Origin of the sequence: Burkholderia sp. AcTa6-5 (assembly GCF_017815075.1) — a bacterium.
GTDB classification, from domain to species: domain Bacteria; phylum Pseudomonadota; class Gammaproteobacteria; order Burkholderiales; family Burkholderiaceae; genus Burkholderia; species Burkholderia sola.
In genome coordinates this window covers 43607-57176 of record NZ_JAGIQE010000007.1, presented here as the reverse complement: position 1 = coordinate 57176, position 13570 = coordinate 43607, and the positions used below count along the sequence as shown (strand labels likewise).

The 13570-nt window shown below is 67.8% G+C and carries 9 protein-coding genes and 2 riboswitches; of the genes, 2 read left to right on the top strand and 7 right to left on the bottom strand.

The features are described 5' to 3' along the window. The first annotated feature begins 83 nt into the window (after positions 1-83). Positions 84-1001: a LysR family transcriptional regulator gene (locus tag J8I33_RS11675; RefSeq protein WP_089490058.1), complete on the top strand. Its 918-nt coding sequence runs from the start codon at positions 84-86 to the stop codon at positions 999-1001. A gap of 122 nt (positions 1002-1123) precedes the next feature. Here the strand turns inward: J8I33_RS11675 and J8I33_RS11670 are convergent, their stop codons facing one another. The 7 genes from J8I33_RS11670 to J8I33_RS11640 form a co-directional block, all read right to left on the bottom strand. Beyond that, a complete protein-coding gene (locus tag J8I33_RS11670; RefSeq protein WP_089490059.1) occupies positions 1124-1861 on the bottom strand; it encodes a transporter substrate-binding domain-containing protein in 738 nt (245 codons plus the stop codon). Positions 1862-2069: 208 nt separating this feature from the next. Further along, a complete protein-coding gene (locus J8I33_RS11665; protein ID WP_209924260.1) occupies positions 2070-2981 on the bottom strand; it encodes an ABC transporter ATP-binding protein in 912 nt (303 codons plus the stop codon). A 45-nt stretch (positions 2982-3026) separates the two neighbouring features. Further along, positions 3027-4001, bottom strand: coding sequence for an ABC transporter permease (locus tag J8I33_RS11660; RefSeq protein WP_050015417.1), 975 nt, complete (start codon positions 3999-4001; stop codon positions 3027-3029). A 64-nt stretch (positions 4002-4065) separates the two neighbouring features. Next, positions 4066-5937 (bottom strand): allophanate hydrolase, encoded by a 1872-nt coding sequence (gene atzF, locus J8I33_RS11655; protein ID WP_209924259.1) that lies wholly within the window; start codon positions 5935-5937, stop codon positions 4066-4068. Further along, on the bottom strand, positions 5934-9548 hold the full coding sequence (gene uca, locus J8I33_RS11650; protein ID WP_209935701.1) for an urea carboxylase: 3615 nt from the start codon (positions 9546-9548) through the stop codon (positions 5934-5936). The genes atzF and uca overlap by 4 nt, the downstream gene beginning before the upstream one ends. Positions 9549-9878: 330 nt before the next feature. After that, positions 9879-10535 carry an urea amidolyase associated protein UAAP2 gene (locus tag J8I33_RS11645; protein WP_209935695.1) on the bottom strand — a complete coding sequence of 219 codons (657 nt, stop codon included), beginning with the start codon at positions 10533-10535 and terminating at the stop codon, positions 9879-9881. A gap of 11 nt (positions 10536-10546) precedes the next feature. Then, complete coding sequence (locus tag J8I33_RS11640) at positions 10547-11302, bottom strand: urea amidolyase associated protein UAAP1 (RefSeq protein ID WP_209935689.1); 756 nt, start codon at positions 11300-11302, stop codon at positions 10547-10549. Between the two features lie 57 nt (positions 11303-11359). Next, positions 11360-11491, bottom strand: a riboswitch (guanidine-I (ykkC/yxkD leader). A 432-nt stretch (positions 11492-11923) separates the two neighbouring features. Continuing rightward, positions 11924-12045: riboswitch (guanidine-I (ykkC/yxkD leader) on the top strand. Positions 12046-12185: 140 nt separating this feature from the next. Between J8I33_RS11640 and J8I33_RS11635 the strand changes: the two genes are divergently transcribed. Next, on the top strand, positions 12186-13208 hold the full coding sequence (locus J8I33_RS11635) for an ABC transporter substrate-binding protein (protein ID WP_209935686.1): 1023 nt from the start codon (positions 12186-12188) through the stop codon (positions 13206-13208). Positions 13209-13570: the final 362 nt, after the last annotated feature.

Below are 13570 nucleotides of genomic sequence, written 5' to 3'. Positions count from 1 at the left end.
GTGAAGAGAATATCGACGGCCCAATCTTTTCGAAATAGAATCAATCGCAAACAAACGTTGCATAAATGCAAAGATGAGGAGAAATGGCGCAGCTACCTGATTTCGAAGGGCTCGCGATGTTCGCGAAGGTGGCGGAGCACGGATCGTTCGCCGCCGCGGCGCGCGCGACCGGCGTGTCGGTCGCCACTGTCTCGCGCGGTGTGGCGCGTCTGGAGGACCGGCTCGGTGCGCGGCTGTTCAACCGCACGTCGCGCCAGCTGTCGCTGACCGAGTTCGGCCGGACGATCAGCGAGCAAGCCGGCGAGATCTACCGCCAGGCGGAGGAGGCGGAAAGCTCGGCGCGCGAAATGTCGGTGCAGCCGCGCGGACTGGTGCGTCTGGCCGTGCCGATGTCGTTCGGGCTGCGCTGGGTCGCGCCGCTGCTGCCGGGCTTCTTTCGCGCGTATCCGGCGGTATCGATCGACCTGCATTTATCGGATGCGTCGGTCGATCTGATTGCCGATGGATTCGACGCCGCGTTGCGCATCGCCGCGCTGCCGGATTCGTCGCTGGTCGCGCGTCGGCTGTGCGCGGTCACGCAATTCGTGGTGGCGTCGCCGGAATATTTGCGGCGCGAAGGGCGCCCCACGCATCCGAGCGAGCTGGCGGATCGCCCGTGCCTGTCGTACGCGTATCGCGCGCGCAGTGCCGTATGGCGCTTCACGAACGACGCGGGCGACGAGGAATCGGTGATGCCGACGGGCCCGCTACGCGTGACCAACGCCGATGCGCTGTTGCCGACGCTGCTCGATGGTCTTGCTATCGCCGAGTTGCCGGAGTTCATTGCGTACGAATATCTGGCCGATGGCCGTCTCGAAGCGATCCTCACCGACTGGTCGCTGACGAAGGGCGGTCTTTATTTCGTTACGCCGTCGGCGCGAGCGCGACCCGCGAAGGTGACGGCGTTGTCCGACTACTTCGCCGAACATCTGGGCAATCCCGTGTGGCGATGGCCAAAGTGACGTGCTGGTGGGTGGTCGAGTCGAGCACCGCTGCCCCATCACTACCCTGTCACCTGATGCCGGGCACGTCCGACGCCCGAACGGCAACGCGCGGGCATGCCCTCTCGCGGCCGGGCGCCGACCTATCCTGCCTGCGAGACGGCCGGATCGATCTCGCGCGCCGTCAGCCCGAACCTCGCCATGCGAGCGCGATGGTCGGGCGAGCCGAGATAGCGACGAAGTTGCCGATCAAACGCGTCGAGAAGACCGCGGTTTTCCCGGCTGAACGAAAACGCGCCGAGCGGCGGCGTCCGCTGTCTGCCGTCGACATCCGGCTCGTGCGCGACGGCCTCGATCAGCGCGCTGCCTATCCGGCCCGCCACGATTCGATTCCCCAACGCGGTGCTCGCATAGGCGTCGATCACGCCGGAGAGCACGGCCGCGATCGCGTCGGCCTGCTGCTCGAAGACGACGATTTGCCGCCGGCTCACGCCCGACGCCATCGCGGAATCGTGCTGGACCTGCCCGGCAATGATGCCGAGGCGCGCATCGGGACGTTGGGCGATCGACGCATAACTCGTGAGCGCCTTCGGGTTGCCGGGCCGAACCAGAAAACCGTCTTCGATGCCCCACACCGGTGCGCTGAACGCAACGGTATCGGCCCGCTGCGGCGTCACGAAGAGCGGCACGTTCATGTCCCAGTGACCTGATGCGACGCCGGGCAGCAATTCGCTGAACGTCGTCGCGCAATACTCGATCCGGGTGACGCCAATCTGCCGGAGGATCATCGCCGCGAGTTCGAGATCGGCGCCGGTAGCGGTGCCCTCCGCTTCGGTCCAGCCGAATGGCGGTTCTTCGATGTACGCAATGCTCACCTTCATCGCTTTCTCTCGCAAGCCGAAGAATCGATCAGGAATTCATCAGCTTACCGTGGGAAGTCGACGTTCACTAAGCGTGGACAAAATTAATCCGGGTGTAAGCCAGTCGACGTCATCATTTGGGTGCAAGCGTCAGTGAAGTCGTCAATTTGAGCCCCGATATCCGGCACGAGACATGGATCGACGCGTGACGGCATGAATTGGCTCCGCGCTATTCGACGTTATCCGCAACATCCGTCATCCGGATCATGTGCGGCTTGATGCCGTCGTCTTCCGCCGTCGGGGCTTCCTTCGGATGAATCAGCGCTTCGAGCCGCGCCTTCGTCGCGATGAACGCGGGCGTATTGACCTGCGAATAATCGCGCGGCCGCGGCACCGGCACCTCGATCAGCTCCTGCACCCCGCCCGGATTCGCCTTCAGCACCAGGATCCGGTCAGCCAGAAAAATCGCCTCGTCGAGGTCGTGCGTGATGAACAGGATCGTCACGTCGATGTTGCGCCAGATGTCGAGCAGGTGCGTCTGCATCCTCGCACGCGTCTGTGCGTCCAGCGCGCCGAACGGTTCGTCCATCAGCAGGATGCGCGGACGGTTCGCGAGCGCGCGCGCAATCGCCACGCGCTGCTTCATGCCGCCCGACAGCTGGTGCGGATACACGTCGGCGAAACGCGTCAGCCCGACGAGATCGAGCCACTGCAACGCCTCGCGCTCGGCCACGCCGCTGCTGCTGCCGTTCATTCGCAGACCGAACATCACGTTCTTCTTCACCGTGAGCCACGGAAACAGCGTGTATCCCTGGAACACCATCCCGCGATCGGCGCCCGGCCCGTCGACCGGTTTGCCGTCCAGCAGCACCTCGCCGCTCGTCTGCGCGTCGAGCCCGGCGAGGATACGGATCAACGTCGACTTGCCGCAGCCGGACGGACCAATCACGCACACGAACTCGCGCCGGTGCGTACGGAAACTGATGTCGTCGAGCGCGACGCAGTCGCCCTGCGGCGTCGCGAAACGCTTGCCGACGTGTCGTACGTCGAGTATCACGTCGCGGGCCTTCAGCCGCGCGAAGCGCTCGCGCACCGCGTCGGATTGGACCAGGTAATCGGGAACGGCTTGCGGATTCTGCATGATGCCCTCTGCGGAAATCGGTCGATGGGTACGGGCGGGCAGCGCTCACGCTTTCAGCGTGCGGTCCCACGGAAAGAGCCGGCGGCCGAGCAACCCGAGCACGATGTCGGTGCCGAGGCCGATGATCCCGATCATCAGGATCGCCGCATACACGTTGTCGAAATGCTGGTAGCGCGCCTGCTGGCTGATGTACCACGTGATGCCCGAACTCGTGCCGACCAGCTCGGCGACGATCAGGTAAGTCCATGCCCAGCCGAGCAGGATCCGCTGATCGCGATACAGGTCCGGCAGCACGCCCGGAATCACGACGTGCGTGAGCAGCTTCAGCTTCTTCGTGCCGAGCGTCATCGCGGCCTCGAACAGCCCGTATTCGAGCTTGCGCGTGGTGTTCGCGACGATCAGCACCTGCTGGAATAGCGTGCCGATCACGATGATCGCGATCTTCGGTGCGTCGTAGATGCCGAGAATCGCGACCATCAGCGCGCCGAACGCGGGCGCCGGCAGATAGCGGAAGAACTCCAGGAACGGCTCCTGCAGCCGCGCGAGCGCGCTGAAGGTGCCGCAGACGATGCCGAGCGGCACGCCGATCGCGGACGAAATCACGAAGCCCCAGAAGATGATGCGGATGCTGTGCCACAGGCTTTCGTGCAGCCACACGCCGTCGCGCGACGCGGGCGGCGTCGTGAACGCCGTATAGAACGCGCGCAAGACCTGGTGCGGCGCCGGCAGGTAGACCGGATTCGCGCGCACGCCTTCGGGCACCGCCGCGTGCGTCGCGCGTGCATGCGCGAGCTCGTCGTCGAACACGTCGCGGTCGATCTGCATGCCGGTCTGGAAATAATCGACGCTGCCCGGGTTCGTGATGCGCATCTGCGGATGCCAGACGAACGGGACATAGCTGATCAGGCACCAGACGGCGAACGGCAGCAGGAAGGACGCCAGCCCGAGCGTCCATTTGCCGCGCGTGGTGAGCTCGCGGCGCACCGCGAGCCAGCCGGTCGTGTTGCGGGTCGTTGTCATCGGAATCTCCATCTCGTTTCGGGTGCCGGTCGCGCGGATGCCGCGGCATCGCGCGACCGTGCGTTCATTGCGGTGCGCCGCGCGCCGCCTGTGCGCGGTAAGCGCGCCAGCCGCCGAAGCGCGTGATGTCCTGCGCATCGTCGAGCGCCGCGCTTTCGCACAGGAAGCCCTGCACGCGCGCACCGTCGGCGAGTGTCAGCGTGCCGATGCCGAGCGGCGCCGCGATGCCGGCGACGAAACTGCCGTACGCGTCGACCGGCATCTCCCAGACCTCGACCGCGATCGGCGCGCCGCCGTCCGGCACGCGCACGAGGCCCGGTTTGGCGACACCGCCGCTTGCATCGGCGGACAGCGCATAGAGGCGATAGGCCGGCGCGGTCGTGGTCGCGGCGACGAAGCGCGCGCCACGCTGCGTGAGCTGCCCGTTCAACGGTTCGCCGCGAAGATGCGCGCCGACGACGGCCACCCGCACGACACCCGCGGCTGCGGCACGCGCCGACATCGCGGCCGCAGGCGGCCGAACGTCGTCGACGGCGGCAGCGCCATCGCCCCACGCGTGCGCGAGATCGAGCAGCCGCGCATCGTCGTGCGCACGCCCGACGAACGTGATCCCGAACGGCAAGCCCGCATGCGGCCCGGTCGCGCACGTGCCCGCCGGCACCGCGATCGCCGACAGGTCGAGCAGGTTCACGAAGTTCGTGTAGTAGCCGAAGCGCGAATTGATCGAGATCGGATCGGCTTCGAGCGCGTCGACGGTCGCGGTCGTCGCCGAGGTCGGCATCACGATCGCGTCGAGGCCGTCCCACGCGCGGGCCGCATCGACGCGCAGCGCCGCGAGCCGGTCGAATGCGGCGAACGCATCGGCGGCGCTGAAGCGCGCCGCGCCGCCAACGATTTCGCGGATCACCGGATGCAGCGCGTCGGGCTCGCGCGCGGCGAACGCGCCGATCGCGGCGAGCCGCTCGGCGACCCACGGGCCGTCGTACAGCAGCCGCGCGGCGGCCAGAAACGGTGCGAAGTCGATCTCGACGATCCACGCGCCGCTCGCGCGCAGCCGGTCGAGCGCCGCGCCCCACGCCGCGCGATACGATGCGTCGCCGAAGAATTCGAGCTGATCGGCGCGCGGCGTGCCGAACCGCAATTGTGCGAGCGGCCGCGCCGGGTCCGCGCGCAATCCGTCCCCGCCCAACAGCGGCTGCCATGCGCGCCCGTACGGGTCGCCTTCCGTCACGCCGTGCGCGGCGGCGAACACGGTGCGCGCGTCGTCCGCCGAACGCGCGAACACCGACACGCAATCGAGCGACCGGCAGGCCGGCACCACGCCGAGCGTGCTCAGCACGCCCCGTGTCGGCTTGAGCCCGACGAGCCCGTGGAAGGCGGCCGGCACGCGCCCGGAGCCGGCCGTGTCGGTGCCGAGCGAGAACGTCGCGACGCCGAGCGCGACCGCCACCGCCGACCCGGAACTCGAGCCGCCCGACGCATAGCGCGGATCGAGCGCATTGCGGCACGCGCCGTAAGGCGAGCGCTGCCCGGAGAGCCCGGTCGCGAACTGGTCGAGATTGGTCTTGCCGACGGGAATCGCGCCGGCCGCGATCAATCGCTCGACCACCGGTGCGCTGCGTGCCGGCGTGTACGCATAGGCCGGGCAACCGGCTGTCGTCGGTATGCCGGCGAGGTCGATGTTGTCCTTGATCGCGAACGGCACGCCGTACAACGGCAACGACGCGATGTCGCGCCCGGCCAGCGCGTCGGCATACGGCATCATCTCGTCGCGCGTCAGCGGCCGGATCCACGCATGGTGCGGGTCGCCCGCGTCGAAGTGCGCGGCGATCGCGTCGACGAGCGCATGCGGCGTCAGGCCGCCCGCCGCGTAGCGCGCGCGCAGCGCGGCAATCGAGTGCAGCCCGGGCAGGATCGAGCGTTCCGTCGTGCTCATGCGACCTCCTCGGCGGCGCCCGTCTTCATCACCATCAGCCGCTGGCCGGCCACCACTGCCGCGCCAGGCGCGCAATCGATCGTCTCGATCGTGCCGTCTTCCGTTGCCGTCACCGCCACCTCCATCTTCATCGACTCGACGATCGCGACGACCTGCCCTTCGGTCACGCGCTCGCCGGCTTCCACCAGCACTTTCCACACGCTGCCCGACACGTCCGCGGCGATCGCGCGCTGCGTGTCGTCGAGCGCGCCCGCTACGCGGTCCGCTTGCGCATCGCCCAGTTCCCCGTCGCCGACGTATTCCGCGTGGCCCGCCGCGCGCCACCGCTCGCGCTCCGCGTCGAACGCGGCCTGCTGCGTCGCCTTGAACGCGGCGATCGACTCCGCCTCGTCGTGCAGGAAACGGTTGTAGGCGCGCAGATCGAACACGGATTCCTCGATCTTCAGCGTCGCGCGGCCCGCGATGAAATCCGCGCGCAGCGCAGCCAGTTCGGCCTCGCTGACTTCGTAGAAGCGGATCTCGTCGAAGAAGCGCAGCAGCCACGGCTTGCCGGCCTCGAATTCACGCGTGGTGCGGTGGCGATTCCACATCTGCACGGTACGGCCGACGAACTGATAGCCGCCCGGCCCTTCCATTCCGTACACGCACAGATACGCGCCGCCGATGCCGACCGCGTTCTCCGGCGTCCAGGTGCGCGCGGGGTTGTACTTCGTCGTCACGAGCCGGTGCCGCGGATCGAGTGGCGTCGCGACGGGCGCACCGAGGTAGACGTCGCCGAGGCCCATCACCAAATAGCGCGCGTCGAACACGATCCGCTTCACGTCGTCGATGCTCGCCAGCCCGTTGATGCGCCGAATGAACTCGATATTGCTCGGGCACCACGGCGCATCGGGCCGCACCGACTGCATGTAGCGCTCGATCGCGACGCGCGTCGACGGGTCGTCCCACGACAGCGGCAGATGCACGATGCGGTTCGGCACGCGCAGGTCCGCCACGTCGGCCAGTTCGCGCTCGGCGGCCTGCAGATGCGCGAGCAGCGCGTCCAGCGGCAGCGTCCGTGAATCGAACTGCACCTGGAGCGAGCGGATACCCGGCGTCAGGTCGAGCATGCCGGGCAGCCGGTGCGCGTCGAGCCAGCCCATCAGCGCGTGCACGCGAAAGCGCAGGTTCAGGTCGAGCACGGGCGGCCCGTATTCAACCAGCACGTTGCGGTCGCCCGAGCGCCGGTAGACGACGCCGATACCGCCGCCGGCCGACGGGTCGCGGTGCAGCACGCAATCGTCGGATGAGGCGGATGCAGCAGCAACAGCAGCAACGTCATCCGTCGCATTCACGATCGCCGCAGCCGATATCCCGACCGACACGTTCGCCCGCACGAACTGCACGGTATCGCCCGGCCGCAACTGCCCAAGCTTCCACAGCTCGTCGCGCACGACCGTCACCGGACACACGAAGCCGCCGAGGCTCGGCCCGTCCGGGCCGAGAATCACCGGCATGTCGCCGGTGAAATCGACGGCGCCGATCGCATACGCGTTGTCGTGAATATTCGACGGATGCAGCCCCGCCTCGCCACCGTCCGCGCGCGCCCATTGCGGCTTCGGGCCGATCAGCCGCACGCCGGTGCGGCTGGAGTTGTAATGGACGGTCCACTGCGTGCCGTAGAGCATCGCGATGTCGTCCGGCGTAAAGAAATCCGGCGCGCCATGCGGACCGTCGAGCACGCCGAGCGTCCACGCATGCGTCAGCGCGGGAATATCGGCCGCGGCCAGCGTCGCACCGGCGTCACCGCGCCCGGCGTCCGCGTGCAGATGCAGCACGTCGCCCTTGCGCAGCGCTCGGCCCGCATGGCCGCCGAACTGGCCGAGCGTGAAGGTCGCCTTGCTGCCGAGATAGTCGGGCACCTGCAGCCCGCCCTTGACGGCGAGACACGCGCGCACGCCCGCGCCGGTCACACCGCCAAGCTTGAGCACCGCACCCGGTCGTGCGCGCACGACCTGCCAGAACGGCACCGCATCGCCGTCGAGCGTGGCCGCGAGCGGCGCGCCGCCGAGCACGAACAGCGTCGCGGTATTGAAGCGCAGCGTCGCGCCGACCATCGTGAATTCCAGCCCGGCCGCGTCGCGCGCGTTGCCGAGCAGCGCGTTCGCGAGGTCGAACGCGCGATCGTCCATCGGCCCCGACGGCGGCACGCCGACGCTCCAGTAGCCGACCCGCCCGGGCGCCTGCTGCACGGTGGTCTGCACGCCGCCGTCCAGCACGTCGATCGTGTGCGGCGCGAACGCGAAGCGCGACAGGAACGCGGTCGTCGGCGCGCCGCGCGCGAACGTGTCGGAGCCGACGACGGCGCGCAGGTAGTCGAGGTTGGTCTCGATCCCGTACAGCTCGGTCCGGCCGAGCGCGGCGCGCAGCGCGGCCAGCGCGTCGCGCCGCGTGTCGCCGTGCACGATCAGCTTCGCGAGCAGCGGATCGTAATGCGCGCTGATCTCCGTGCCTGCGTCGATCCAGCCGTCGACCCGCACGTCGTCGGGAAACGCGACGTGCGTGAGCAACCCGGCGCTCGGCTGAAACTGCTTGTTCGGATCCTCCGCATAGAGCCGCACCTGGATGCTCGCGCCGCGCGGCGCGACGGCGAGCGTGTCGAGCGGCGGCAGGCCGCCTTCGGCCTGCAGGATCATCCATTCGACGAGATCGACGCCCGTCACGGCCTCGGTCACGCAATGCTCGACCTGCAGCCGCGTGTTCACCTCGAGGAAATAGAACTGCCGCGTGCTCGCGTCGAACACGAATTCGACCGTGCCGGCCGATGCGTAGCCCACCGCGCGCGCGAGCCGCACCGCGCTCGCGTGCAGCGCGTCGCGCTCGGCGTCGGTCAGGTCGGGCGCGGGCGTTTCCTCGATCACCTTCTGGTTGCGGCGCTGCACCGAGCAATCGCGTTCGCCGAGCGCGATTGCACCGCCGCAGCCGTCGCCGAAGATCTGCACTTCGATGTGCCGCGCCTGTTCGACGAACTTCTCGAGATAGACGCCCGCATGCGCGAAGTTCGCGGCGCCGAGCCGCACGACCGATTCGAACGCCGCGCCGAGCTGCCCGGCATCGCGGCACAGCGACATGCCGATGCCTCCGCCGCCCGCGGTGCTTTTCAGCATCACCGGATAGCCGATCGCGTCGGCTTCGGCGAGCGCCGTCGTTACATCGTCAAGCAATCCGGTGCCGGGCAGCAGCGCGACGCCGTGCGCCGCCGCGAGTTCGCGCGCGGTGTGCTTGAGGCCGAACGCGCGCATGTGATCGCCGCGCGGCCCGATGAAGCGCAGGCCCGCCGCTTCGCAGGCATCGGCGAAGCCCGCGTGCTCGGACAGGAAGCCGTAGCCGGGGTGCACGGCCTGCGCGCCGGTCTCGCGTGCGGCGTCGAGGATCGCCGCGACATTCAGATAGCTGTCGGCCGCCGGTGCAGGCCCGACACGCACGGCTTCGTCGGCGAGCGCCACGTGGCGCGCGTCGCGATCGGCGTCCGAATAGATCGCGACCGATGTGATGCCGAGGCGCTTCAGCGTGCGGATCACGCGGCACGCAATTTCGCCGCGGTTCGCGACGAGGACTTTGGCGAATCTCATGTTGCCTCCTGCCGGGCCGCCCCAAATGAGGCAACCGCCCCCTTGGGGGGCAGCGAACGTGTCGGCCCGGAGTAGCGCTTCAGCGCGTACTCCGGCCCCATGCAAAGCAAGTGAGCGTGGGGGTAGTTCATTCCGCCTCCTGCCGGGCCGCCCCAAGGGGCGTAGCGGGGAATTCGCGGAGCGTCGCTCCGCGCCCGCGCAGCCGGCCGGCTTTGCAAAGCCGGCCGTGGACGGCAACCGCCCCCTTGGGGGGCAGCGAACGTGTCGGCCCGGAGTAGCGCTGCAGCGCGTACTCCGGCCCCATGCAAAGCAAGTGAGCGTGGGGGTAGTTCATTGCGCCTCCCAGATCATGAGGCGCACGGGCGTCGGGTTGTAACCGTTGCACGGATTGTTGAGTTGCGGGCAGTTCGAGATCAGCACCGTGACGTCCATCTCCGCGCGCATCTCGACGTACTTGCCGGGCGCGGAGATGCCGTCCTCGAACGTGAGGCCGCCGAGCGGCGTGACCGGCACGTTCATGAAGAAGTTGACGTTGCCGACCAGGTCGCGCTTGGTCAGCCGCGCGCCGGCGCCGCACGTGCAGTGCGCGATCGCGTTGAGGAAGCTGTCGCGGCAGTTGTGCATGTAACGCTTGTCGAGCGCATAGCGCACCGTGTTGCTCTCGGCCGCGCACGCGCCGCCGAGCGTATCGTGACGGCCGCACGTGTCCGCGACGATCGTCGCCATCGGGTTGCCGCGGCTCGACACGAGCACGCTGCCCGCGCTCAGGTACAGGTTGCGCTGCGCGCGGATCGTGTCCTGCGCGCTGTAGCGTTCCTCGGGATCGTCGGTGCTATAGAACAGCGTGTCGACGGCCTGGTTGCCGTCGAGATCGAGAATGCGGAAGGTCTGCCCGCGCTTCAGGTCGTGCAGCCACGGGTCGCCCGCGTTCAGCGTGGTGTCGTGGATCGCGTCGCGCGGGTCGAGTCGGCTTTCGATGATCGGCATGGTCTCGCTCCTCATGCGAACAGACGGTCGGTGTTGGCGAAGCCGCGCGTGTTCTCCGCGCATGCACGCCGGCAAGGGTCATCCTCGGGCGCCGCGCCATCAACCGGATACGCGCGGTACGCGATCAGCTTCACGGCTTTCGGCGCGTAGTCCGGACGCGGATCGAGCGGATGCGGCGCGGTCGAGAACGCCGCGAGCGTATTCATCTCGAAGCGCAGGTCGAACGCGCTGCCGGCCGGCGAATGGCCGGCGACGAAATCGAGTGCGCCGTCGTCGCGCGTATCCAGCTTGCTGAAGAAGTTGACGTTCGCGGCGAGGTCGCGCGCCGACAGCCCGTATTTCGCGAGCTCGAGCACGAGGCTGTCGCGGCCGTTGCGGATCATCGCGTTGCGATCGATCTGATACGACGACGTGCCGTACTTGTGCGCGAACAGCCGCGCATCGCCGACGCCGCCGAGCGGGTCGTGCCAGCCGAGCGTGTCGGCCGTGATCGATGCGATCACGCGCCCCATGTCCGTATACAGCGCATGGCCGCGCGTGAGATGCGCGGTGTGCTGCGCCTTCAGCGTATCGGCCATGTTGTAGCGTTCGAGCAGGTCTTCCTGACGATGGAAGACGGCGGACAGGTTCGCGCCGCCGTCGATATCGACGATGCGCAGCGCGAGACCGCGGCGGAGGATGCCGGACCAGTGGGTTCCGGCGGGAATCAGCGTTTCCCACGCGACGTGTGGCGGCGGGGCAAGAATGGCTTGGGGGCTCGGCGACATGGCGGCTCCGGGGTCGGTTGGACAAAAGGCGTGAGAGGGCGACCGAACGACATCGCGACCTCCCGGGCTTTTATCCCTCCGTGGAGCCTCGCCGTTTCCTCTCGTCGAGGCGAAGGCAAGACCGGATTGCTCTCGGACCAGACATCGCGCGGCGCACGCCGCACGACCGGAACCCTAGCGATCCTGAAGATGATGCAAATTGCTTCGCACCTCTCGGGCATCGAATAAGCGAGTTGCATGCCAGCCGCAGCCCGTTGGCCGTACGACGCGGCCCGGCGGCGCGATGGCGCGCGGCAAGCGAATGGCGCACGCATGAGCTTGCCCTCGCGGCGGGCGTGCGGCGCACCATGCGCACGCAACCGCGCACCGGTGCAGTGCGCGTCGCGTGCTCTCGCACCGTGCGATCCGCGATGGCATGGGCATTGCTGAATTCACGCACCGCCACCTCATCCCCTCTCCTTCATGAACAAGCTCGACCTGCTCCGACGCGCGCTGCACGCGCTGTTCGCCGCCCGCTTCATCGAACTTCAGCGCACCCTGCGCCGCCGTTGAATCGCATTGCCGCGCGCCGTTGGCACGCTTCTCGCTCGGCATGACGCCGAGAGGTGCGGAGGCGTCGCATCTTAGGGGTGCTAGGGTTCCGGTTCATCGAACGTCTGGTCCGAGAGCAGCCCGGCGCGGGTTCATCCGATCGCGAGACCGGATGCACGCGTGCTACACGGCGGGACAAAAGCCCGGGAGATCGGCGATGGCAACGGCCGTCGCGCCTCTCCGTGGCCGCTTCGTTCGTTCCGCATCCGCAGGAACCGGTCACGCAGCCGGAACGTGTGTTCGCGCACGATCCGTATCGACGATCCCGATCCCGGTCTCCTGGAGAACAACGATGACCCGTCCCGCCCCGGCGTTCCGCCGCCTGTCGTCCTTCCGTTTCATCCGTCATGCATTGGGCGCCGCCGCCACGGCCGCCGCGCTATGGGTGGCGCCTACCGCGCACGCGGCCGCACCGCTGAAGATCGGCTACAGCGACTGGCCCGGCTGGGTCGCGTTCCAGGTCGCGCTCGACAAGGGCTGGTTCAAGGAGGCCGGCGTCGACGTCGATTTCGAGTGGTTCGATTATTCGGCGTCGCTCGACGCGTTTTCCGCAGGCAAGCTGGACGCGGTCGCGGCGACCAACGGCGATGCGCTCGTGACGGGCGCATCCGGCGCGAAGAACGTGATGATCCTGCTGACCGACTATTCGGCCGGCAACGACATGATCGTCGCGAAGCCGCCGCTGCGCACCGTCGAGGCGCTGAAGGGCAAGAAGGTCGGCGTCGAGCTCGGCCTCGTCGACCACCTGCTGCTCGAAACCGCACTGCAGAAGCATGGGCTCAAGGACAGCGACGTCACGCTCGTGAATGCGAAAACCAACGAGCTGCCGCAGGTGCTCGGTTCGTCGGCCGACATCGCGGCGGTAGCGGCGTGGCAACCGAATGCCGGCGAGGCGTTGAAGCGCGCGCCGGGCGCACGCGCGATCTTCACGTCGGCGGATGCGCCGGGGCTGATCTACGATGCGATCACGGTCGCGCCGGCGAGCCTCGCCGCGCGCCGCGCCGATTGGGCGAAGGTGGTCAAGGTCTGGTATCGCTGCGTCGCGTACATCAACGATCCGAAGACGCAAGCCGATGCGGTCAAGATCATGTCGGCGCGCGTCGGGCTCGCACCGGCGCAATACCTTCCGTTGCTGAAGGGCACGCACCTGCTCGACGAAGCGGCCGCGAAGCGTGCGTTCCGCAAGGGAGACGGGCTCGATTCGATCTACGGCTCGACGCGAAATGCGAATGCATTCAACGTGCGTAACGCCGTGTACAAGCAGTCGCAGGACGTCGATGCGTATATCGATTCGCGGTTTATTGACGTGCATTGACGGCAGCATGCCCGCCGGCGCAGCGATGTACCGCGTCGCGTCGGTGGGCAACGCGCGTCGGCCGCATGCTTCGTACAGGAGTGACGTTCCGCCATGTGCCCGGTTGAATGGCTGCGACGCTGAATGACTATTGCGGCGAGGTGCGAACGGTAGCTTACGAGCCGTTGCCGACGCGGAAAGAAGGCGGCGTCGATGACCGCTGCCGACCCGAAGCGGACTTTCGCATTGCCGCTAGTGCAACGACTGCTTTCACGATGAAACTGCCGTCCGCACCATCAAGCGGGTAGGCGAGTCATCGATGCTTTTCGACCATTCGCTTTTAGCGAAACAGTCACTTAAAAACTCCCGATTCATCGGTTGAC

What these genes read in the sequence shown, in the direction of transcription:
- J8I33_RS11675 (WP_089490058.1), top strand. Translation starts at nt 84, where the DNA reads ATGGCGCAGCTACCTGATTTCGAAGGGCTCGCGATGTTCGCGAAGGTG.
- J8I33_RS11670 (WP_089490059.1), bottom strand. Translation starts at nt 1,861, where the DNA reads ATGAAGGTGAGCATTGCGTACATCGAAGAACCGCCATTCGGCTGGACC.
- J8I33_RS11665 (WP_209924260.1), bottom strand. Translation starts at nt 2,981, where the DNA reads ATGCAGAATCCGCAAGCCGTTCCCGATTACCTGGTCCAATCCGACGCG.
- J8I33_RS11660 (WP_050015417.1), bottom strand. Translation starts at nt 4,001, where the DNA reads ATGACAACGACCCGCAACACGACCGGCTGGCTCGCGGTGCGCCGCGAG.
- atzF (WP_209924259.1), bottom strand. Translation starts at nt 5,937, where the DNA reads ATGAGCACGACGGAACGCTCGATCCTGCCCGGGCTGCACTCGATTGCC.
- uca (WP_209935701.1), bottom strand. Translation starts at nt 9,548, where the DNA reads ATGAGATTCGCCAAAGTCCTCGTCGCGAACCGCGGCGAAATTGCGTGC.
- J8I33_RS11645 (WP_209935695.1), bottom strand. Translation starts at nt 10,535, where the DNA reads ATGCCGATCATCGAAAGCCGACTCGACCCGCGCGACGCGATCCACGAC.
- J8I33_RS11640 (WP_209935689.1), bottom strand. Translation starts at nt 11,302, where the DNA reads ATGTCGCCGAGCCCCCAAGCCATTCTTGCCCCGCCGCCACACGTCGCG.
- J8I33_RS11635 (WP_209935686.1), top strand. Translation starts at nt 12,186, where the DNA reads ATGACCCGTCCCGCCCCGGCGTTCCGCCGCCTGTCGTCCTTCCGTTTC.